11 protein-coding genes are annotated in these 23,879 nt (G+C 60.4%); 7 read left to right on the top strand and 4 right to left on the bottom strand.

Features of this window, described 5'->3' with window-relative positions; genetic code table 11:
- The 4 genes from AC1DRJ_RS03545 to dsbG form a co-directional block, all read left to right on the top strand.
- The coding region (locus AC1DRJ_RS03545) for a hypothetical protein (RefSeq protein WP_477800857.1) at window positions 1-754 on the top strand (754 nt) is incomplete at its 5' end.
- An 89-nt stretch (window positions 755-843) separates the two neighbouring features.
- Window positions 844-2,577: a protein-disulfide reductase DsbD gene (gene dsbD / locus AC1DRJ_RS03550; protein ID WP_477800858.1), complete on the top strand. Its 1,734-nt coding sequence runs from the start codon at window positions 844-846 to the stop codon at window positions 2,575-2,577.
- On the top strand, window positions 2,577-3,443 hold the full coding sequence (locus tag AC1DRJ_RS03555; RefSeq protein ID WP_477800859.1) for a TlpA family protein disulfide reductase: 867 nt from the start codon (window positions 2,577-2,579) through the stop codon (window positions 3,441-3,443). Before dsbD ends, AC1DRJ_RS03555 begins: the two co-directional genes overlap by 1 nt.
- Window positions 3,419-4,189, top strand: coding sequence for a thiol:disulfide interchange protein DsbG (dsbG, locus tag AC1DRJ_RS03560; protein WP_477800860.1), 771 nt, complete (start codon window positions 3,419-3,421; stop codon window positions 4,187-4,189). The genes AC1DRJ_RS03555 and dsbG overlap by 25 nt, the downstream gene beginning before the upstream one ends.
- A gap of 143 nt (window positions 4,190-4,332) precedes the next feature.
- Here dsbG and AC1DRJ_RS03565 read toward each other — a convergent pair whose 3' ends face one another.
- Complete coding sequence (locus AC1DRJ_RS03565; RefSeq protein WP_477800861.1) at window positions 4,333-17,316, bottom strand: non-ribosomal peptide synthetase; 12,984 nt, start codon at window positions 17,314-17,316, stop codon at window positions 4,333-4,335.
- Between the two features lie 382 nt (window positions 17,317-17,698).
- Between AC1DRJ_RS03565 and AC1DRJ_RS03570 the strand changes: the two genes are divergently transcribed.
- Window positions 17,699-18,247 carry an RNA polymerase factor sigma-70 gene (locus AC1DRJ_RS03570; RefSeq protein ID WP_007943290.1) on the top strand — a complete coding sequence of 183 codons (549 nt, stop codon included), beginning with the start codon at window positions 17,699-17,701 and terminating at the stop codon, window positions 18,245-18,247.
- A gap of 142 nt (window positions 18,248-18,389) precedes the next feature.
- On the opposite strand, the gene AC1DRJ_RS03575 is transcribed toward AC1DRJ_RS03570, so the two are convergent.
- The 3 genes from AC1DRJ_RS03575 to AC1DRJ_RS03585 all read right to left on the bottom strand — a co-directional run bounded on the left by AC1DRJ_RS03575 (window position 18,390) and on the right by AC1DRJ_RS03585 (window position 21,014).
- Window positions 18,390-19,403, bottom strand: a complete 1,014-nt coding sequence (locus AC1DRJ_RS03575) for a GNAT family N-acetyltransferase (RefSeq protein WP_477800862.1) — start codon at window positions 19,401-19,403, stop codon at window positions 18,390-18,392.
- 75 nt (window positions 19,404-19,478) lie between these two features.
- On the bottom strand, window positions 19,479-20,297 hold the full coding sequence (locus AC1DRJ_RS03580) for a substrate-binding periplasmic protein (RefSeq protein ID WP_477800863.1): 819 nt from the start codon (window positions 20,295-20,297) through the stop codon (window positions 19,479-19,481).
- A gap of 90 nt (window positions 20,298-20,387) precedes the next feature.
- Window positions 20,388-21,014, bottom strand: coding sequence for a TetR/AcrR family transcriptional regulator (locus tag AC1DRJ_RS03585; protein WP_477800864.1), 627 nt, complete (start codon window positions 21,012-21,014; stop codon window positions 20,388-20,390).
- Window positions 21,015-21,204: 190 nt separating this feature from the next.
- Here AC1DRJ_RS03585 and AC1DRJ_RS03590 point away from each other — a divergent pair, with 190 nt between their 5' ends.
- Together AC1DRJ_RS03590 and AC1DRJ_RS03595 are read left to right on the top strand one after the other, a co-directional pair.
- On the top strand, window positions 21,205-22,995 hold the full coding sequence (locus tag AC1DRJ_RS03590) for an acyclic terpene utilization AtuA family protein (RefSeq protein ID WP_477800873.1): 1,791 nt from the start codon (window positions 21,205-21,207) through the stop codon (window positions 22,993-22,995).
- A 12-nt stretch (window positions 22,996-23,007) separates the two neighbouring features.
- The gene (locus AC1DRJ_RS03595; RefSeq protein WP_477800865.1) at window positions 23,008-23,877 is read left to right on the top strand and encodes an SDR family oxidoreductase; all 870 of its coding nucleotides are present in this window, start codon (window positions 23,008-23,010) and stop codon (window positions 23,875-23,877) included.
- Window positions 23,878-23,879: the final 2 nt, after the last annotated feature.

Genomic DNA, 23,879 nt, shown 5'->3' on the forward strand with positions numbered 1-23,879 from the left:
CACTATGACACTGCAACTATCAAGACAAAAAACTCAATCAATTGAAAGGAATCAGACCATGCAAATACTCAACAATTTTGTGGCCGTTGATTGGCGCTCCGGCAAAGACAAAATTTACTTCTTCTTCAAAGATACTAATAAATACTCCCGATTTGATATTGACTCCAATACCGTAGCGAAGGGATATCCTGCCGACATCACAGCTGATAACTGGGGAACCGTTCATGCCCAATTAAAGAATCTGCGATTCGGATTCACGTCCAGCGCGCTCACCGGTTCAGGCACAGGGGGCGACGATATTTTATGGCTGTTTTATACCACCAACAACACACCCATGGTCTGCAAATACGACCAGGACCTTGACAAGCCAGTTGCCAACTACCTTCTTGAAAACTCGATATGGCACTCATTAGCGCCTTATTTTGACACTATCGTCGCCGGCACTTGGTGGGATACTTTCGCGCCCAAAAACGTATTCCGCTTTCTGACAAATGACGGGTACTACATCATCTTCAACTACACCACCAATAAAACAACACGCCTGCCAATTACGTCTGACTCTTGGCCTGGCTTGTCACCGTATAAAAACCGAATTATAGGCGCCGTGCAAAATGACGCGCCTTTAGTCGATACTTATTACTACATCTTTCTCACCAACAACGAATACATCAGGTACAACCTGAAAAATAATAAAGCAGAGACCGGCCCGATAAAAATCAATGACAGTAATTGGCCGGGGCTGCAGAGAGACTGAGGACTCACCGAGGTGCGGCGTGCGGTTAATCATCGGTTAATCGCCGCCTCCCATTGTGCACCTCACCTGCACAGGGATAAGGCTTACCCATGCGTCGTCTGTTTATATTTTTCGTCCTCTTGATCTCGGGTCTGGCCCAGGCAGGGACCAATCCGTTCGACACAAAACCTGAATTTCTGCCGGTGGAAAAGGCGTTCGTCTTCACATCCCAACGCCTTGAATCCGGTGAAACACAGCTCTATTGGCAGATCACCGACGGTTATTACCTCTATCAGAAACGCCTGAAATTCGATGGCTTGCCTGCTGAACAGCATCCCGTCTTGCCACAAGGCGAAGCGCACAGTGACGAGTTCTTTGGCGAACAACAGGTTTACCGTCAGGGTCTGGAACTGAAAATCCCGGCCGATGCGACCGGTCAGATCAAAGTCGGCTTCCAGGGCTGTGCCGATGCCGGTTTGTGTTATCCACCGCAGACGCAGGTGGTGAATCTGGGCGGCAACGTCCCGGTTACCGCAAACGAAGCACCGGATCAATCCCTGGCCAGTGACCTGCAACAACGGGCGCTGGGCTGGAGTTTGCTGGTGTTCTTTGGCCTGGGTCTGCTGCTGGCGTTCACGCCCTGTTCGTTGCCGATGTTGCCGATTTTGGCCGGTCTGGTTGTTGGCAGCGGCGCCACGCCTAAACGTGGGTTTGCCCTGGCGGGCAGCTATGTGGTGAGTATGGCGTTGGTGTATGCGGCGATGGGCGTATTGGCCGCGTTGCTCGGTGCGAACCTGCAAGCGCTGCTGCAAAACCCGTGGCTGCTGGGCAGTTTTGCAGCGGTATTTGTGCTGTTGGCGTTGCCGATGTTCGGTTTCTTCGAACTGCAACTGCCGGTGGCCGTGCGCGACCGTCTGGAAAACGTGTCGCGCAATCAGCGTGGCGGCAGTCTGGTCGGGGCCGGCGCGCTGGGCGCCTTGTCCGGCTTGCTGGTGGGTCCGTGCATGACCGCGCCGCTGGCCGGTGCCCTGCTCTACATCGCGCAAAGCGGCAATGCGTTGCATGGCGGGTTGATACTGTTCGCCATGGGCATTGGCATTGGCGTGCCGTTGTTGCTGCTGGTGACCATTGGCAATCGCTTCTTGCCAAAACCCGGCGCGTGGATGAACTTGCTTAAAGGCGTGTTCGGCTTCCTGTTTCTCGCCACGGCGTTGCTGATGTTGCGCCCGGTATTGGATGAATCGCTATGGATCGGTTTGTGTGGCGCACTGCTGCTGATGGCGGCTTACAGTGCCTGGCGCCAGTCCAGCGGTTTTGGTCGGACGGCGCATGTGTTCGGTGCCAGTTCATTAGTGCTCGGATTGTGGGGCAGCCTGCTAGTGATCGGCGCAGCGGGCGGCAGCGACGATTTGTTTCAGCCACTGCAGGTCTATCGCGGTTCAACCACGGCCAGTGCCACCGCACCGGTCGGCCACGAGGCCTTCACCACAATCAAAGACCCGCAAGTGCTGCAACGGGAACTGGAGGCGGCCAAGGCTCAGGGCCAGTGGGTGCTGGTGGATTACTACGCCGACTGGTGCGTCTCGTGCAAAGTCATGGAAAAACAGGTCTTCGGCAAAGCCAACGTGATGCAAGCGTTGCGCGATGTGCGCTTGCTCCGGCTGGATGTGACCGCTGACAATGCCGCCAGCCGCGAACTGCTCGGCCGTTATAAAGTGCCGGGGCCACCGAGTTTCCTGTGGATCGGCGCCGACGGCGAAGAGCGTCGCAGCCAGCGCATCACCGGCGAGGTCGATGCCGACACCTTCCTGCAACGCTGGACCACGACCCGAGACGCCCGTTAATGCTGACTTTTACCCTCGGCACCTTTGCCATCGCGCTTAACCATCTGCTGCTGATCAGCGCTCTGGCACTGGCGACGTTTGTCGGCTGGCGGGTGGCCAAGCGCGGTGGCGAGAACCCCGAGTCGGTACTCTTCAGCCTGTTCCTGACGGGGATGCTGGCAGCCCGGATCAGTTTCGTCGCCGTTTACTGGGCGCACTATCGCAACGATCCGTGGCAAGTCATCGACCTTCGCGACGGTGGTTTCCTCGCCTGGCCTGGGGTGATCGTGTTGCTGCTCGCGGCGCTGTATCGCGGCTGGCGTCGACCGAGTTTGCGCCGGCCTCTGGGATTCGGCGTGGGCAGTGGTGTAGCGTTCTGGCTGCTGGCGACCCTATCCCTGGGCATTTACGAACAAGGCACGCGCCTGCCGGAAATCACCTTGCGCAATGCCGCCGGTGAAACCGTGCAACTGGCCGATTACCAGGGCGGACCGCTGGTGATCAATCTGTGGGCCACCTGGTGCCCGCCGTGCCGTCGGGAAATGCCGGTACTGGAAAACGCCCAGCAACACCGGCCGGACCTGACCTTCCTGTTCGTCAATCAGGCCGAAAGCATGCAAAGCGTCGCCACCTTCCTCGAAACCCAGGGCCTGAGCCTGACCAACGTACTGTTCGATGGCAGTGGTCGATTGGGACAGGCCGTGGGTTCGATGGCGTTGCCGACGACGCTGTTCTATAGCAATGACGGTCGCCTGCTGAGCAGCCACTTGGGCGAACTCTCGGAAGCCAGCCTGGCCCACGCCCTGGAAAACTTCGACCTCCCTTCTTCTGCCACACCGCCACCCTCTTCAAGGAAACTGCCATGCCCCGCCTCCGCCACCTGCTGACGCTGACCCTGGGCGCCGCCCTGCTGCACCTGCCGTCAGTACAGGCCGCTGAAGAACTGCCTGAAGCGATCAAGAAGATCGAAGCAAAGGGCGCGAAAATCGTCGGCCAGTTCGATGCACCCGACGGCTTGCGCGGGTACGCAGCGCAATACCAGAACCGTGGCATGGCGCTGTACCTGACCCCGGATGGCAAGCATGTATTGCTCGGCAACCTCTACGATGCCGACGGCAACGACCTGACCACCGCACCGTTGCAGAAGCTGGTTTACGCGCCAATGGCCAAGGAGGTCTGGGGCAAGATGGAAGCCAGTAACTGGATCGCTGATGGCAAAAAAGATGCCCCCCGTGTGGTGTATCTGTTCAGCGATCCGAACTGCCCTTACTGCAACGTCTTCTGGGAACAGGCGCGGCCGTGGGTGAAGGCCGGCAAGGTGCAATTGCGGCACATCATGGTCGGGATCATTCGCGAAGACAGTCCGGGCAAATCGGTGGCGTTGCTGGCGGCCAATGACCCGGAAAAAGCGCTGGCAGAACACGAAAAGGCGGGCAAGGCGAGTTCGCTCAAGGCCCTCAAGGACGTGCCGCCGGCAATTCAGGCGAAACTGGCGGCAAACATGCAGTTGATGGAAGACCTGGAGTTGCAGGCAACCCCGGCGATTTTCTACAGGGATGACAAGGGCGAACTGCAACAGCAGCAAGGCGCGCCTTCGCCGGACAAGTTGGCGCAAATTCTGGGGCCTAGATAGTTTCACCCGACGTTGTATTGGTGAGCTCACCGGCCCCTTCGCGAGCAAGCCCGCTCCCACATTTAACCGAGTTCTCCCATAGGAATACAGTCGAATGTGGGAGCGGGCTTGCTCGCGAAGGGGACTTCAAAGGCGCTAGAGATCTAGAGCCCCTCCAACTCCGCCATCAGATCATTCAGCCGATCCACCTTCTCCTCAGTGATGTCATTCGCCGCCAAGCCCTCGATGTACTCAGCCAACTCAGCCACCGAACTGCACTCAAACATCGCCCGTAGCGGCACATTCCTTTGCAGCGCTTTCTGCACCCGCGATGCAATCTGCGTTGCCAACAATGAATGCCCCCCCAGCTCGAAGAAGTTGTCCCGCACACCGACCTTCTCGACTTTCAGCACCTGCGCCCAGATGTCCGCCAGCGAATGCTCCAGCTCATTGCGCGGCGCCAGATAATCCTGGCTCTGCAACTGGCCGATCTCCAGCGCCGGTAGCGCCTTTCGATCAAGTTTTCCGTTGGCGTTGAGCGGCAGGCGATCCAGCCACAGCCAATGCAACGGCACCATGAATTCCGGCAGTTCGGCGCGCAGTCGTTGCTTGATCCGCTCCAGCCGTTCGGTCGGATTGAGCTCCGAATCGGCCGCTACCAGATAGCCGACCAAGTGCTTGCCATTCACCCCTTCCTGCACACCCACCGCTGCTTCGCGGACCTGCGGTTGTTCGTGCAGGCGCGCTTCGATTTCACCCAGTTCGATGCGGTAGCCGCGAATCTTCACTTGATGATCGATACGCCCGACGTATTCCAGCACGCCGTCGCTGCGGCGACGGGCCAGGTCGCCAGTGCGATACAGTCGATCCCCCGGCGCGCCGAACGGGTTCGGCACAAACACCGGCGCCGTCCGCAGCGGATCGCTGACGTAACCGCGCCCGACACCGATGCCTGCCACGCACAGTTCCCCCACCGCGCCCAACGGCACCAGTTCCAGCGCGCGATCGAGCAAATACATACGGTTGTTGTCGGTCGGCGTACCAATCGGCAAATAGCTGCCACGCGTCGAGGCCAGATCGACGCGGAAAAACGCCACGTCGTCCGAACATTCCGCCGGACCATAAGCATTCACCAAGCCGATCTGCGGGTAGCGCAACAGCCATTGATGCGCGAGTTCCGGTGGCATGGCCTCGCCAGTCGGCAGCATCCAGCGCAGACCATCGAGGCTCACGCGCTCCTGGGCGAGCATGCCTTGAATCAGCGATGGCACACTTTCCAGTACGGTGATGCCTTGTGCCGTAACGTGCGCCAACAAGCCCTGTGAATCATGGGCGATAGTGTTCGGCACGATGTCCACCCGCGCACCGAACAACGGTGCGGCAAGGAACTGCCAGACCGAAATGTCGAAGCTTTGCGAAGCCGTTTGGGCGATCACGTCGGCATCGCTCAGGTTCAGGTACGGCACCTTGCTCAACTGGTTGTTGAGCATGCCGCGCTGTTCGACCATCACGCCTTTGGGCAGACCGGTGGAGCCCGAGGTGTAGATCACGTAGGCGAGGTTATCCGGCCCGCTGTAGATGCCCGGATTGGCCACTGAAACGGCACTCGCCTGCACCTCTTCCCAGACCAACAACCTGGGCCGCTGGACGCAAGCGAACTCGTCCAGCAACGCCAGCGCTTGTTCGCGACAGGCCTGAGTGCACACCAGCAACGGCGTGCGGCTCAAGTCGATGATTCGGCTCAGGCGCTGGCTCGGCATGCCCGGGTCCAGCGGCAGATACCCCGCCCCCGCCTTGAAGCTGCCGACGATCATGCCGAGCAAATCCAGGCTGCGCTCGGCCAGCAACGCCACCGGTTGATCCAGCCCGACACCGGCGGCGATCAGGGCGTGACCGAGGCGGTTGCTGCGCTGGTTCAGCTCAACGTAGCTGTATTGCTGATCCAGATAACTGGCAACAATTCGTTGCGGATGATCAGCCACCTGAGCTTCGAACAATGCGACGTAGCTTTGCGCCAGCGGGTACTCGTGTTCGCTCTGGTTGCAGCCATGAATCAGGAAGTCCTTTTCCTCGGCACCCAGCAGCGGCAAGTCAGCCATGTCGCCATGGAACCCTTCGACCAGCGCCAACAGCAGTCGCTTGAACTCACCCAGCATGCGCTCGATGGTCGATTCATCGAAATAACGCTGGTCGTAAGACAGGTGCAAGCCGAGGTCATCGCCCGGATAGCACACGGCCGTCAGCGGGAAGTTGGTGTGGGTGCGGCCCGAATCCGAGGTCGCGTTGAGGCTTTGTGCCCGGTCCAGCACCGACACCTCCACCGGGGCATTTTCGAACACGAACAGGCTGTCGAACAGTGGCTGGCCCTTGGGTAGTTCGCTGGTTTCCTGAATGCTCACCAGCGGCAGGTATTCGTACTCGCGCAGTTGCATGTTGCTGTCGAGCAAACCGCTCAGCCATTGGCGCACGCTGCAACGCTGATCGTCTTCGGGCATTTTTACCCGCAGCGCGATGCTGTTGATGAACAGCCCGACCGTGCGTTGCATCTGCGGCATGTCCACCGGACGCCCGGCCACCGTGACGCCGAACAGCACGTCGCGATCACCGCTCACACGGCGCAGCACCAAGGCCCACGCCGCTTGGGCGAAGGTGTTGATGGTCAGCTGATGCGCCTGCGCCAGTTCACGCAGTTGCGCACCATCACGGGCATCGAGTCTTGTGTAGAGGTCGCCGACGATCATGCCGCCGCTGTCGCCAGCATGCTCACGCAGGAACGGTCGATCACTCGGGATCGACGTGGTCCGTTCGAAGCCTTGCAGATTGGTTTTCCACCACTGTCGTGCTTCGGCCAGGCTCTGGCGTTGCAGCCAGCCGATGTAGTCTCGATAGCGCGGTGGCACCGCCAATTGCGCTTCGCGGCCTTCGCCGAGGGCGGTGTAGATGTCGAAGAAATCGTTCATCAACAGCGAGCGGCACCAGGCATCGATCAGGATGTGGTGGTTGCTCATCATGAACCAGTAACGCGCAGGACCGACCTTGATCAAACGCAGGTGGAACGGGGCCTGATTGAGCAGATCGAAGCCGGACTCGCGCTCGCTTTTCAGCAAGGCCTGCAACGTCGGTTCTTGCTCGGCTTCGGCCATCGCGCTCCAGTCGAGGTATTCGATTGGCGTGCTGCCCGGTTTGTGGATCACTTGCAGCATGTCTTCGCCGACGTTCCAGCAAAACGAAGCGCGCAAGGCTTCATGACGGGCGATCACCGCTTGCCAGGCCTGGGCGAAACGCTGCGGATCCAACTCGCTGTTGATGCGGTAGCGATCCTGCATGTAATAAAGCCCGGTGCCCGGCTCGAGCAAGGTGTGCAGCAGCATGCCTTCCTGCATCGGGGTCAGTGGGTAGACGTCTTCGATCACGGCCGCTGGAACCGGCAGCTCGTCGAGTTGCGCCTGGGTCAATTTCGCCAGCGGGAAGTCCGACGGTGTCAGGCCACCCGCCTCGTCTTGCAGGCAATGTTCGATCAGGTTTTGCAGTTCACGTACGTAAGCATCCGCCAGATCAGCGATGGTTTTCAGGTCATGACGTTCGGCGCTGAAGGTCCAGCGCAGCACCAGTTCACCGCCATAGACCTGACTGTCGACGCTCAGCTCATTGGGCAGCGGCGCGTGGGGATCGTGGGCCGCGCCGACCGCTTCATCGAGCGGATGGAACAAGGCATCCGTACCGAAACTCTGGTCGAACTGACCGAGGTAGTTGAAGGTGATCGGTGCGACCGGCAGCGCCGCCATGGTCTGGCGGCACAGGTCATCGGCCAGATAACGCAACACGCCATAACCCAAGCCTTTGTGCGGTACGGCGCGCAGTTGTTCCTTGATCGCTTTGATCGAGGCGCCCTGCCCGTCCAGTGGGGTCAGCCGCAATGGATAGGCACTGGTGAACCACCCCACGGTGCGGGTCAGGTCCATCTCGTCGAACAGGGCTTCGCGACCGTGACCTTCGAGTTGAATCAGCGTCGATTCGTCGCCGCTCCAGCGACACAGCACGCGGGCGAGCGCCGTCAGCAACAGGTCGTTGACCTGCGTGCGGTAAGCACTCGGGGCCTGTTGCAGCAATTGGCGAGTGCGCTCGGCATCGAGGCGCACGCTGACGGTTTGTGCGTGGCGATTCTGCCTGCAACCCTCAGGACGATCGCACGGCAGAGCGACATAAGGCCCGGCCAGTTGCGACTGCCACCAGCTCAATTCTTCGCGCAGGGGTTCACTGCCAGCGTAAGCTTGCAAGCGTTCCGCCCAGTCCTTGAAGGCAGTGGTTTTCGCCGGCAGATTGACCGCTTGCCCGGCCTCCAATTGCCAGTAAACCGTTTGCAGATCGTCCAGCAGCACCCGCCACGAAACACCGTCGACCACCAAGTGATGAATGGCAATGAACAGCCGTTGTTGCCCGTCGGGGCCATCAACCAACAACGCACGGAGCAAAGGCCCCGTTCCGAGGTCGAGACTGCGCTGGGCATCGGCAAACAACGCCTCGCACTGGTCCATGGCCGGCACGCGCACTTGCCACAACAACTCGGTGTCGGACACCGGTTGATGTTCGGCCCGCCATTGCCCGGCTACTTCGGTAAAACGCAGGCGCAAGGCGTCATGGTGCTCGATCACCGCTAGCAACGCTTGCTCCAGGCGATGGGGTTCCAGGGCCACGCTCGGTTCCAGCAGTAACGCCTGGTTCCAGTGTTGGCGCTCGGGGATATCCGTGTCGAAGAACCAATGCTGGATCGGCGTCAGACGCGACTCGCCGCTGAGCAAGCCTTGCTCGGCGATGACCTGCTCAGTGCGGGTCGCCACGGCGGCCAGGGATTGCACGGTCTGGTGCTGGAACAAGTCACGAGGGCTGAAATGGATGCCCTGCTGCCGCGCCCGGCTGACCACCTGAATCGACAGAATCGAATCGCCGCCCAGCTCGAAGAAGTTGTCGTTGAGACCGACCTGCGCGACGTTCAGCACATCGCACCAGATGCCGGCCAATGTCAGTTCCAGCGTATTGCTCGGCGCCACATAGTGCTGACGGTTCAGCTCCGGGTCCGGCGCCGGCAATGCGCGACGGTCGAGTTTTCCATTGGCGGTCAGCGGCATGCGGGCCAGCAGGATCAGGTGCGTCGGCACCATGTAATCCGGCAACTGGGATTTAAGGTGTTGTTTCAGGGCTTCGCGCAGTGCCGCTTGTTGCGCTTCGTCCTGCTCGGCGACCTCAGTCACGAGATACCCCACCAGTTGTTTGCCGCTCGGCGCATCAAGCGCCAGCACCACCGCTTCACGGATTGATTCATGTTCCAACAGGCGAATTTCGATCTCGCCCAACTCGATACGGAAACCGCGAATCTTCACTTGATGGTCGATACGACCCAGGTACTCCACTAACCCATCCGTACGTTGGTGCACCAGGTCGCCGGTGCGGTACAGGCGTCCGCCATTATTGGCAAACGGATCAGCCACAAATCGTTCGGCCGTCATGCCGGGACGATGGTGATACCCCTGCGCCAGACCGGCACCACCGACATACAACTCGCCAGTCGAGCCTTGTGGTACGAGGGCCAGATTCGCGTCAAGAATGTACGCCACCCGCGCACCGATCACGCTGCCAATCGGCACACTGCCCAGACCTTCCTCCAACTGTTCGGGCGCGAGACTGGCCAGCGGCATGACCACGGTTTCGGTCGGGCCGTATGCGTTGAAAAACAGGCTCGGCTTGAACGCAACGCGAATGCGCGTCAGGTGTTCACCGGTCAGGGCTTCACCGCCGGTGATACACATGCGCACCGGCAGGGTTTCACCGCGGGTCGCTAGCCATTGTGCCAATTGGCTGCCGTAGCTCGGGGTGAAGCCGAGGATGTTGATGTTGTGCCGACGAATCAAGTCGCAGATTTCTTGCGCATCCCACTGCCCTTGCGCCCGCAAAACCACTTGCGCACCGCTTAACAACGGCACCAACAAACGCTCGGTCGCGGCGTCGAAGTTGATTGAATAAAAGTGCAGTTCGCAGTCGTCCGGGCGCATGCCGAAGCGCTGGATGACCGCTTGGCAATGCATCGCAATTTCACCGTGAGACACCACCACGCCTTTCGGTTTGCCGGTGGAGCCTGAGGTGTAAATCAGGTAGGCCTGATGTTGCGGCAGGCTGATAAACGGCAGCTCAGTGGTCGGGTAATTGACTAGCCCGGCAGTGTCCTCTTCCAGACACCAGCGAGTGACGGTTGCCGGTAACTCGCCGAGGGCTTCGAACATCGCCGCATCGCTGAGCAGCAAACCGATGCCGCTGTCTTCGATCATGTACTGCAAGCGGTCCAGCGGATATTCCGGGTCCAGTGGCACATAAGCGCCGCCGGCCTTGAGGATCGCCAGCAGGCCGATGACCATTTCCAGCGACCGCTCAAGCGCCAGACCGACGCGCACCTGCGGGCCGACGCCGCGCTCGCGGAGCATCCAGGCCAGTTGATTGGCACGCCTGTCGAGTTCGGCGTAGCTCAGGGTTTGACCGGCAAAGGCCAGGGCTGGTGCGTCTTGACGGGCCTGCGCCTGCTCGCTGAACAGGTGATGAATGCACTGGTCGAGGCGATGCTCACCCGGCTCGACGCCGAGGCTATCGAGCAGGTTTTGCTGTTCGCTGGCGTCCAGCAACGGCAGTTCACCGAGGCGCTGTTGAGGATCGTCCAGCAACGCTTCCAGCACATTGCGCCAATGCCCGGCCATTCGCGCAATGCGCGGTTCATCGAACAGATCGGTGCTGTAGGTCAGGCAGCAACCGAGGCGATGATCGAGATCAGTGACTTCCAGGTTGAGATCGAACTTGGTCGCTCGCGCATCATTGGCCAGGTACTCGACGGTCATGCCGGCCAGGGTGCGGCTCTGCTGGAATTCCCAGCGCTGCACATTGCACATCACCTGAAACAGCGGGTTGTAAGCCGCGCTGCGTGGTGGCTGCAACGCTTCCACCAAATGGTCAAATGGCAGGTCCTGATGGGACTGGCCCTCGATCACGGTGTGGCGAACCTGCTCGAACAATTCACCGACGGACATCTGCCCGTCGAGCCGGCAACGCAACACTTGGGTGTTGAGGAAGGCACCGATCAGCCCTTCGCTTTCCGGACGAATCCGGTTGGCCACCGGCGCACCGATGCGCAAATCAGTCTGGCCGCTGTAACGGTAAAGCAGCACGGCCAGCGCCGCCGTCATTGTCATGAACAGGGTCAAACCGTTTTGCGCGTTGAAGGTGCGGACGCGTGCCGCGAGGTCATCGCTCAGGTCGAAGCGGAACAGTTCGCCCTGATGACTTTGCACGGCTGGACGCGGTCGATCTGCCGGCAATTCCAGCAGCGGATGTTCACGGCCCAGTTGTGCGGTCCAGTAGTCGAGCTGGCGCTGACGTTCGCCGGACTCCAGCCATTGACGCTGCCAGACGCTGTAATCCAGATATTGAACCGGTAGCGACGCCAGCGGTGATTCGCGATCATCGACGAAGGCTTCGTAGAGCGCGCTCAGTTCCCGGGCGAAAATGTCCATCGCCCAGCCTTCGGTGACGATATGGTGCAAGGTCAGCACCAGGTAATGCTCGTGTTCGGCGGTCTTGACCAGATAGGCGCGCAGCAACGGGCCGGTCTCCAGATCGAACGCTGTATGCGCCTCGTCGTCAGCCAGCTGCTGGACGCGTTGCTCGCGAACTTCGCCAGCCAGTGCCGAAAAATCCTTCCAGTCCATTCGCAGTCCTGATTGCGCATGGACCTGCTGCCGGGCGACGCCATCGACGCTCGGGAACGTGGTGCGCAGGGTTTCGTGACGCATGATCAACGCTTGCAGCGCCGCTTCGAAACGCCCGACATCGAGCACGCCACGCAACCTCGCCATACCGCCGACGTTGTACGCCGGGCTGTCCGGCTCCATCTGCCAGAGGAACCACATGCGCTGCTGGGAATAGGACAGCGGCACCGGCTGGCTGCGGTCAACTTTTTCTATCGGTGGCTGTTTGTTGGTCTTGCCGCTGACCTGAATAAGCCGGACCTGCTCGGCGAACGCGCCCAGTTCACTACTCTCGAACAACGCACGCAGCGGCAATTCGACGTCGCAGGCCTGACGCGTGCGGGAGATGATTTGCGTGGCCAGCAACGAATGGCCACCGAGGGCAAAGAAGTCGTCGCGCAGACCGATTTGCGCGAGGCCCAACACTTCGCGCCAGATGTCCGCGATGCGTTGCTCCAGCGCGGTGACCGGTTCGACGTGTTCGCGCACCTGCCATTGCGGCTCGGGCAAGGCGCGACGGTCGAGTTTGCCGCTCGGGCTCAGGGGCATTTGCTCCAGACGCATCAACTGCGCCGGGACCATGTATTCCGGCAGCTCAGCCGCCAGCGCGGTGTTCAGGCGTGCGGTTTTCGCGTCTTCGGTTTCGCGGGTTTCAGTGGCGGTGTAATAGCCGATCAACTGCCCGCCGGCTGCCGTCTCGCGCACCAGCACCACGGCTTGCGCGACACCCTCCTGCGCCAGTAACCGCGCTTCGATCTCTTGTGGTTCGACACGGAAGCCGCGCAGTTTGACCTGCTGATCGAGGCGACCGAGGTATTCGAGCACACCGTCAGTGGTCCAGCGCCCGCGGTCGCCGGTGCGGTACAGACGCGCGCCCTGCTCGCCCAGCGGATCGACGACAAAACGTTCGGCGGTCAGGCCCGGACGACCCAGATAACCGCGCGCCAGTCCGATGCCGCTGATGCACAGCTCGCCGGGCACGCCGGTCGGCACGGGGTTGAGGTCACCGTCGAGCACGCGGCAAATGACATTGCCCAACGGACGGCCAATCGGCGAACGCTCGCCATCGGCGGCGGTGCAATGCCAATGGGTCACGTTGATCGCGGTTTCGGTCGGGCCATAACGGTTGTGCAGTTGCACGCAGGGCAATTGTTCCAGCACGCGGTTGCGCAGTTCCGCCGGCAAGGCTTCGCCACCGGAGAACACACGGCGCAGGCTGCTGCATTGCGCGCTGAGCGGTTCGTCTATGAACAACGCAAGCAGCGGCGGCACAAAATGCAGCGTGGTCACGCCGTACTGCTGAACCAGTTGCGCAATGCGATGCGGGTCGCGGTGTTCACCGGGGCTGGCAATCAGCAGACGGGCACCGGTGATCAGCGGCCAGAAGCACTCCCATACCGACACGTCGAAACTGATCGGCGCCTTTTGCATCAACACGTCGGTATCGTTTAGTTGATAGGTGTTCTGCATCCATTGCAGCCGCTCGGCAAGCGCCGCGTGGGTATTGCCGACACCCTTTGGCTGACCGGTGGAACCCGAGGTGTAGATCACGTAGGCGAGGTTGTCACCATTCAAATGCAGCCCCGGTGCATGGCTCGGCCAACGGTCCAGAGTGAGCGCGTCCATGGCAATCACGCTAACGCCATCGGTGGCCGGCAGACGCTCAAGCAGTCCGGTTTGGGTCAGCAGCAATTCGACGCCGCTGTCGCTGAGCATGTAGGCCAGGCGCTCGGCCGGGTAGTCCGGGCCCAGTGGCACATACGCGCCACCGGCCTTGATGATCGCCAGCACGCCAATCAGCAATTGCGGAGAGCGTTCGGCCGCGATGGCCACGCACACGTCCGGGCCCACGCCTTTGTCGCGCAGGTAATGCGCGAGGCGGTTGGCCTGGGTATGCAGGTCGGCGAAGTCCATGGCGCCGCCGTCCCACATCAGCGCTGTGCGTTCCGGCGTCAGCTTCGCCTGTTCGTTGAGCAGTTGCGGCAGCCATTGACCGGCCGGTGTGCAAGGCGCCGCGCTCCAGGCTGTTTGCTGGTCGAGTTCAATCGCGGTCAGCAGCGGCAGGTCGCTGATGGTGGTGTCGGGTTGTTCGCAAATGGCGCGCAACAGGTTGCTGAAGTGTTCGGCCAGACGCTCGATGGTCGCCGCGTCGAACAGTTCGGTGGCGTAGTCGAAGGACAGGCTGAGGCGACCCTTTTGGTCTTCCTCGCTGTGCAATTGCAGGTCGAACTTGGCTTCGCGGCTATGCCACGGCAGCTCTTCAGCGAGCAATCCCGGTAGGCGGCGCAGTGCGGTCAAGTCCCGTTGCTGGTGGTTGAACATGACCTGGAACAGGCCTTGTTCGCGGGCTTGCGGGAACGCTTCGAGCAGTTGTTCGAAGGGCAGGTCCTGATGCGCCTGGGCGCCCAATGCGCTCTGGCGGATTTGCGCCAGCAACTCAGCGAAAGGCTGCCGCGAATCCACCTCGGCACGCAGCACCTGAGTGTTGATGAAGAAGCCGATCAGCCCTTGGGTGTCCCGGCGTGGACGGTTCGCATTCGGCACGCCGATAAGAATGTCACGCTGGCCGCTGTAGCGGTGCAACAGACTCTGGAACGCAGCAAGCAACAGCATGAACGGTGTGGCTTCGTGAGCCTGTGCGGTTTGGCGAATGGCATCGCTCAAGGACGCGCCCAAAGCCACGGTATGGCGGGCCGCACTGTGGGTGATTTGCGCCGATCGCGGATGGTCGGTGGCCAGATTGAGGGGCGGGTGCTCGTCGCCCAACTGTACTTTCCAGTAAGCCAGCTGACGCTCGCCCTCGCCTTGCGCCAGCCATTGGCGCTGCCAATTGCCGTAGTCGGAGTACCGCGTCGGTAATGCCGCAAGCGCTGCTGTTTGTCCTTGGGATGCGGCAGCATACAGGCGCGAGAACTCGTCGATCAGCACGTTCAACGACCAACCGTCGGCGATGATGTGGTGCATCGTCACCAGCAGTTGATGCTCCTCGTCAGCGAGGCGCACCAGGGTCACCCATAGCAGCGGACCTTTCTCCAGATCGAACAGGGTGCGGGCTTCGTCTTCACGGATTTGCGCTGCGCGAGTCTCACGCTCGGTGGCGGGCAAGTCGCTGATGTCGATCAATTGCAGGTGGAACTCACCGGCCTCATCCACTTGTTGCAACGCCACGCCGTCACGCTCGAAGAACCTTGTGCGCAGGGATTCGTGACGTTCGATCAGTTGCTGGAAACTGGCGCGCAGCGCGTCTTCATCCAGCTCGCCACGCAAGCGCAACGCACCGGGAATGTTGTAGGCGCGGCTGTGCGGGTCAAGTTGCCAAGTGATCCACAGGCGATTTTGCGCCAGCGATTGCGGCATGGCTTCGGTGCGCGACAACGGGGTTATCGCCCCTTGGGCCAGGCCGCCATCCTGTTGCTGCTTAGCCACCGCGATGGCAAACGCACCGAGGGTCGGCGCTTCAAACAGCAGGCGCAGGTTCAGCTCAAGACTAAGCGCTTCACGCAGTCGCGCGACCACTTGAGTGGCGGCGATGGAATTGCCGCCGAGCAGGAAAAAGTGGTCGTCGGCATTGACCTGTTTGACCTGCAACTGTTCGCCCCAGATCTGGCCGATCAGGGACTGCAGTTCAGAAGCCGGTTCGGTCTTTCCTTCAGGTTCGGTGAGCGCTGACGGATACAGCGCATAGCTGTCGAGACTGCCGTCCGCCAGTCGATTGCGGCACGCCGAGCGCTGCAACTTGCCGCTGGAGGTCTTGGGTAACGCGCCTGGATTGAGCAGCACCACCACGCTCGGTGCTTCCTGAAACGCCTCGGCCACGGCTTGGCGGATCGCATTGATCAGTGCTTCGGGAGTCAGGATTTTCTGCACACTGCGGCTGATTTCAGCGGCGATGCCAATGCCTTCCTGGTCGTCAATCTGCACCGCGAAGACGGCGACACGTCCTTTGCGCACCACGTCCACTTCACGCTCGATGGTCTGTTCGATGTCTTGCGGATAAAGGTTGTGTCCGCGAACGATCAGCATGTCTTTCAGGCGCCCGGTGATGAACAATTCACCGTCGCGCATAAAGCCCATGTCGCCGGTGCGCAACCAGGTCTGGCCGTCGTGCTGAACGAAGGTCTTGGCGCTAGCCTCGGGGTTGCGCCAATAGCCGAGGGCGATGCTCGGCCCGCTAGCCCAGACTTCGCCGATAGCATTGTCGGCCAGTTCAGTGAGCGCGACCGGGTCGACAATCAGCACCGCGTGATCTGGCTGACTGATGCCACAACTCATGACCGCGCGGCCCTCGCCCGGCTCCGCGCGGTTTTGTGCCAAGGCTTGGTCCTCCACGCGCAGGTTGCCAATGCCTTGCCCGCGAGGGCTGCCGGCAACGAACAACGTCGCTTCGGCCAGGCCGTAGGACGCCATGAAAGTGTCCTGGGTAAAACCGCATGGGCCGAATTTCTCGGCAAAGCGCTCCAGGGTGTCGAGACGAATCGGTTCGGAACCGGAATACGCCACACGCCAGCCACTCAGGTCGAGCCGCTCCAGCACCGACTCGCTGACACGTTCGCTGCACAGCCGATAAGCAAAATCCGGCCCGCCGCTGATGGTGCCGCCGTATTCGCTGATCGCCTCCAGCCAGCGCAGTGGCCGAGCGAGAAAGTATGCCGGGGACATCAACACACACGGTACACCGCTGAAAATCGGCTGCAACAGACCGCCGATCAGCCCCATGTCGTGGTACAGCGGCAGCCAGCTGACGATCACGTCGTCAGGGTTCAAATCGATACCAAAGCCGTGGCGAATCAGCAGCTCATTGGCCACCAGATTGCCGTGACTGACTTGCACGCCTTTAGGCAACGCGGTGGAGCCGGAGGTGTATTGCAGGAAGGCAATGTGGTCGTCTTGGAGGTTCGGCTCGATCCAGCGGTTCGCCCATTCAGCCTCGAGGGTATCGACGCAAAGCAACAACGGCGCGCCTTCAATCTGCTGCAAGGCGTAGCGCAGATCAGCGCTGGTCAACAGCAAGCGCGGCTCGGCATCACTGATGATCGACAGCAGACGCGCCTGATGATGACGCTTGGTCGACTCCGGCGGATAGGCCGGCACCGCGATCACTCCCGCATACAAACAGCCAAAAAACGCCGCGACGTAATCCGGGCCGCTAGGAAACAGCAGCACCGCGCGATCGCCAAATGCCGCTTGGGCCTGCAACGCTCCGGCAATGGTTCGCGCGCGCTGATCCAGCTCGCGATAGCTGAGTACCAGCGCTTGATCCGGGGTGTCGGCGAGAAAACGCAAGGCCACCCGATCCGGCGTCAGGGCCGCGCGGCGCTGGAGGGCTTGGACCAGAGTGCTTGGGAGTTCGAACGCGTCGGTCATGAGGTTTCCTGCCTGATTTCGGCTTGCAAAGTGGTATCGGTTTTCTGACGGCACGCCCATGGAAAGGCGTGCACGACACGGTCTTCGCCGACCGCGCAAGGCAATGGGAGTGCGGGTGTGGCCGGGACTGACCCGGTGCCTTTCACCAATGAGAACGGATGACGTCTTGAAATAATTAGTCGGCAGGCCGGATAGCCAGCGGGGATGGGTGCTGCATGCAAGGGCATCAGCGTGAGGCAGTTCGCACTTTGCACCACGGAGGCGCATTAGTTCTCTTTCTCAATTGACAATCATTATCATTCAACCTAATTTGTCGCTCGACGCGCAGGGCGACGCAGGTTGCGAGTCGTCCCGCCAACCTTATTGCAGCAGGGTGATTTCCATGATGGAACCAGTATCCACAAGCAGGTGCGATTCACCGCTACTTCAAGCGTTCGTCGACAATCGACTGATTCTGGTCAAGATTGCAGCCCGCATTACCGGTTGCAGGTCACGCGCTGAAGACGTGGTGCAGGATGCGTTTTTCCGGTTGCAATCAGCACCGGCGATCACGTCGTCGTTCAAGGCTCAGCTCAGCTATCTGTTCCAGATCGTGCGCAACCTGGCGATCGACCACTACCGCAAGCAGGCGCTGGAACAGAAGTACTCCGGCCCTGAAGAGGAAGGTCTGAACGTAGTGATTCAAGGTGCCTCCCCCGAAACCTCGCACATCAATTTCTCGACCCTCGAGCACATTGCCGATGCGCTGACGGAGCTGCCGAGCCGTACCCGCTATGCCTTCGAGATGTATCGCCTGCACGGGGTGCCGCAAAAGGACATTGCCAAGGAACTCGGTGTTTCGCCGACCCTGGTGAACTTCATGATTCGTGATGCGCTGGTGCACTGCCGAAAGGTATCGGGGAGTCGGGCGGATACCTTTGCTCGACGCTAAATCTGAAATCGGCGTCGCCCCATTCGCGAGCAAGCCCGCTCCCACATTCGACCGAGTTGTTCAGGCGAACGCGGTCTAATGTGGGAGCGGGCTTGCTCGCGAAGGCGAACTCAAGACCGCTGCAAATCCTGAACTTGAAGCATCAAGCCAACACGCACCGATCAAAAAACCGCTCCCGCCCCAATACCATCAAAGCTGCGCGCTTGTGCGGAAAGTCGAATTCTTTCTCGCAGTAAAACCCCTGCCCCTGCATGTGCCCGATCATCCTGGCATTGTCGGCGCGAGGCTCGGCCACCACCCGTTGAGTACGCGGATCGTCTAGTAACAGGTAATGCACCAGCGCTGATAACCAGCTCGCCACTTTGTGTGGACCACGGTGGCTTTCTTCACCCACCAGCATGTGAATACCACGGTCATAATCGCCGGCGTCATAGAACGGTGCGATGCGATCTTCCTTGGCCCAATACGCTTCAAAATAGGCAAACGGCTGATCATCGAAACAGCCAATCAAGGTCACCGTGTGCGGGTCCGCCGCCAGTTTGTTCAGGTATTGGCGATGCTGTTCGAGACTGCCCTCCTCCTGCCAAAAACTCGCCACTCGCGGGTTGTTCTGCCAGCGATTGAAACGCTCCAGGTCCTGCTCAATGTCCACCGTGCGCAGGGAAATCCAGGCACCGAGGCGCGCATCAAAGCGCCGATAGACTTCACCGCTCGGCTTCAATGGACGCAGTGGATGGCGCTTGCCATCGCTGATGACCGGATGTTGTGGATAGCCGGGCGTCGGCCTCTCTATCAGCCATGGCTGAGGCAATTGCCAGAACAGGGTGCGCAAGCAGTGATGCTGGCCGACGACTTCGCCAGGAATCAGCAAGCCGCTGAGCAGGGCTTGAGTGGGGATCTCATCGAGTTGCCAGGTCAGGCGCTGGCAAGCTGGATCACGGGCAAACAGCCAATAACACGCCAGCCGGATGACCTGTTCGACGGGATGGCCAAAGTGCTTTTCTACCTGCACCTTCAATTCGGGCTCACGGGTCAGGCACAGCTGGATCAATGGCTGCCCTTGCAGATGCAAATGCAGGCGGCTTTCGGTTTCATCCGCTACAAGCAGCCCTTCGAAGGGCAAGGCCAGGGCAGTCAGATCATTCAAATTGGGCATGGGTCGGGCTCACGATAATCGTCGACAGTTCAACGAAGTGACGTGAGCCGGGGCGGGAAATTTAAGGAAAGTCGCTCAATACGCGACTCGTGGCGCGATTTCAGGGCCGGGCACCCGCACTACGACAATTTTGTACGGATCGAAAATCTTCAGCATCTGTCCGTTATCCCGCAAGTCTTGCAGCAACTTGTCGAACGTTTCACCACTGATGGGCGCGGCGGAACGGAGGATGGCGTAGTGGTGATAGATCTGATCGATGCGCTGGGACACTAGCAACTGATCGGCGACTTTCTCGTTGCGCAGCAGATAATCGCTCAGGTACGAACGCGTCACCAAAGCTATGTCCGCTCGACCGCGTAGCACCATCAGCAAGTTGCTGTCATGGGAATAGGTCAGCGTAGCGTTGTAGTTTTGCGCAAGGAATTTCGAATCGGCATTGAAGTGGGCGAATTCATAGTGATAGCCACTGAACAACGCCAGCCGTTTGCCGCCAATGTCGACAAAGTAGTTTTGCTGGCGGTCCGGAAGGCGTTGCGTCACAAAGATCTCGGCGTCTTCCAGGCCCATGTCCACAGTGGTATGCGATATGTCTTGCCAGCCCCAGTTCGGGTTCTCGAAAATCGCCATGTCGATCCGACCCTGTTTCAAATCACCGAAGCGCCGGGGAATGGAGGTAGGCACCAGAACAAACTGATAGTCGCTTTGAAGTCGATTCAACGCCTCGACCAATTGTGGCAGCAGGCCGGTGTCAACGCCGGATTCCGGGCGGATGGTATAGGGCGGAAAATGGGCGGCACCCACCCGAACCGTTTGCGCAGCATGGGACGGCAATACCCAGAGCGTCGCAAGCGATGCCAGCAATAACCACGAAGCCGTCCTGATTGGCGAAGACATCAAAACAAACCACTCCCTGAAAAATACGCATCAATGCATCAAGCCAGGTGGTTTCGGCCACTTAGCCAGTTCCTTTTTTCCGGCACAACCTTACTGCTTTTCTTCCAGTACGAGAATCAAGGCTTCATCGGCCAATTGATCGAGGCTCATGCTGCCGCCCGCGCGAAACCAGGTGGTAGTCCAGGACAATGCGCCCGTCAGGAAGCGGCGCGTGATGAACACATCGCCGCGAATAAAACCCGCCTCTTTAGCTTCACCCAACACCTGCAGCCAGATGTCTTCATAAATATCACGCAGCGCCAGCACCTGCGCCTGCCCGTCTTCGGACAATGAACGCCATTCATACACCAGCACCGCCATGGCTTCGCCGCGCCCGCCCATGATCGACTGCAATTCGCAGCGAATCAGCGCCAGCACGCGTTCGCGCACATTGTCGGCCTCGGCGAGCGCTGCACGCATCAAGGCCATGTTGTAGCGGATGGTCTCTTCCATCACCGCGCGCAGGATTTCGTCCTTGCTTTTGAAGTGATGAAAGATGCTGCCTGACTGGATGCCCACAGCACCGGCCAGATCGCGCACGGTGGTGCGTTCATAACCTTTGTTGCGGAACAGGTGAGCCGCCACTTGCAGCAGTTTGCCGCGGGCGCTGTCCRGGTCGGTCAATTGGCCGTTGTCGACCAATTCGCGCATGACCCTCAGGGCTTTTTGCTCGTCCACCCGTTCTCTCCTACAGTCGATCAATCAAATACGGCCGCTCGCCGCTAAAACAGCCGGGTGCGCGGGCAATTTAAGCTGGCGACGGCCACCTAGCAAGCGCTCGGGCAGAAGATATTTCAGGCATTTACAAACCAAGCGCTTGCTTGGTAGTCTCGATTCACTTCAGTGGGAGGTGGCTATGCAGTTGACTGTGCCTAAAACGATTCGCATCGGCTGTGCCAGCGCTTTCTGGGGCGACACCTCGACCGCCGCCGCGCAACTGGTGGAAGGTGGGCGCCTGGATTATCTGGTCTTCGATTATTTGGCCGAGATCACCCTGTCGATCATGGCCGGCGCGAGGATGAAAGACCCACAGGCCGGCTATGCGGGCGACTTCATCGAAGTGCTCAGCCCTTTACTGGGGCAACTCGCCGAACAGAAGATCCGCGTCATCAGCAACGCCGGAGGCGTTAACCCGCTGGCCTGCGCCGCCGCCCTGCAATCGGCCTGCGACAAGTCCGGGGTGGCGCTGAAAATTGCTGTGTTACTCGGCGATGACCTGCAACCTCAGTTCAAACACCTGAGCAGCCTTGGCCTCCATGAAATGTTCAGCGGCGCACCCTTGCCGCCTATGTGCGTCTCGACCAACGCCTACCTCGGCGCACCCGGCATCGTCGAAGCGCTTCGACTGGGCGCGGACATCGTCATTACCGGGCGCGTAGTCGACAGCGCCGTGGTCAGCGCTGCGCTGGTGCATGAATTCGGCTGGTCCTGGCACGACTACGACAAGCTGGCACAGGCCGCGCTCGCCGGCCACATCATCGAATGCGGCGCTCAATGCACCGGCGGCAATTTCACCGACTGGCGCCAGGTGCCCGATTACGAACACATCGGCTTCCCCATCGTCGAGGTCAGCGCCGACAGCCAGTTCATCGTCAGCAAACCTGAAGGCTCCGGCGGCCTGGTCACACCACTGACCGTCGGCGAGCAGATGTTGTATGAAATCGGCGATCCGCGAGCTTACTTGCTGCCGGATGTGGTTTGCGATTTCACTCAGGTCAAACTGCAGCAACAAGGCAAAAATGCGGTTCAGGTGCACGGCGCCAAAGGCCTGCCGCCGACCGGTCAATACAAAGTCAGCGCGACGTATCCGGACGGTTTTCGCTGCACCGCCAGTTGTCTGATCGCGGGCATCGATGCTGTCGACAAGGCTCGGCGGGTCAGCGAAGCGATCATCAGCAAGACCTCGGAGATCTTCAGCCAGCGCGGCTGGGCGCCGTACAGCGAAGTGAGCATTGAATTGCTCGGCAGCGAGGCCACGTACGGTCCCCACGGCCAGCGCCAAGACAGCCGCGAAGTGGTGATCAAACTCGCCGTTCGCCACCCGAGTAAACAGGCCTTGATCGTGTTCTCCCGGGAAATCGCCCAGGCCGCAACGGGCATGGCGCCGGGGCTGACCGGGATCGTCGGCGGGCGGCCGACGGTGTATCCGCTGATCCGGCTGTTCTCCTTCCTTGTCGACAAAATGGCTTGCACGCTGGACATTGATCTCAAGGGTCAGCGTCACCCCTGCGCCCTGCCCGCCGTCGATGTGCTCGACCCGGATGACTTGCCTGTCCCGTTCGACCCACCGCAGCCCTCCGATCGCGCCGACGCCAGCGTGGCCCTGATCAAACTCGCGGTGGCCCGCTCCGGCGACAAGGGCAATCACAGCAATATCGGGGTCATGGCCCGCTCGCCCGAGTACCTGCCGTGGATCGCCGAAGCGCTGACACCCGAGGTCATGGTCGACTGGATGAGCCACGTCCTCGACCCCGTTCGCGGGCGCGTCGAACGCTGGTATCTGCCCGGTTCCCACAGCCTCAATTTTCTACTGGAAAACGCCCTCGGCGGCGGTGGTGTGGCCAGCCTGCGGATCGACCCGCAAGGCAAAGCCTTCGCCCAGCAGCTGTTGGAGATCCAGATTCCGGTGCCTCAGCGCATCGCCGACCAAGTCAACTAGAGGACCGCCGCCATGGCTTACGATTCGATTTTCAAAACCGATTTGTTTGCGGGCCAAACCGTCATTGTCACCGGTGGCGGCAGCGGCATCGGCCGTTGCACCGCCCATGAACTGGCGGCCCTCGGCGCGCATGTGCTGCTGGTCGGGCGCAAGATCGACAAGTTGAAAAGCGTCGCCGCCGAGATTGCCGAAGACGGTGGCAAAGCCGATTGGGCGGTCTGCGATATTCGCGAGGAAGAAGCGGTCAAGCACCTGGTCAGCGAGCTGATTCGCAAACACGGGCCGATACACGGGCTGGTCAACAACGCTGGCGGGCAATTTCCGGCGCCACTGGCCTCGATCAATCAGAAAGGTTTCGAAACCGTGGTGCGCACCAATCTGGTGGGCGGTTTCCTGATGGCCCGGGAAGTGTTCAATCAATCCATGAGCAAGCATGGTGGCGCCATCGTCAACATGCTCGCCGACATGTGGGGCGGCATGCCCGGCATGGGGCATTCGGGCGCTGCGCGTTCGGGCATGGACAACCTGACCAAGACCGCCGCCTTCGAATGGGGTTACGCCGGGGTGCGGGTCAACGCGGTGGCGCCGGGCTGGGTCGCGTCCAGCGGCATGGACACTTACGAAGGTGCCTTCAAGGCGGTGATTCCAACCTTGCGCGAACACGTGCCACTCAAACGCATCGGCACCGAATCGGAAGTCAGCGCAGCGATCGTGTTCCTGCTCAGCCCGGCAGCGGCGTTTGTCAGCGGCAGCACGCTGCGCATCGACGGTGCCGCCAGCCTTGGCGGACGCGCATGGCCGATCCACAAGGCTACGAACAGTGAGTCGTATAACGGTTTTCACCGCGCGTACTTACCAGACGTGCTTCAGGACAAGGAATAAGC

Source organism: Pseudomonas sp. P5_B2 (assembly GCF_056400445.1).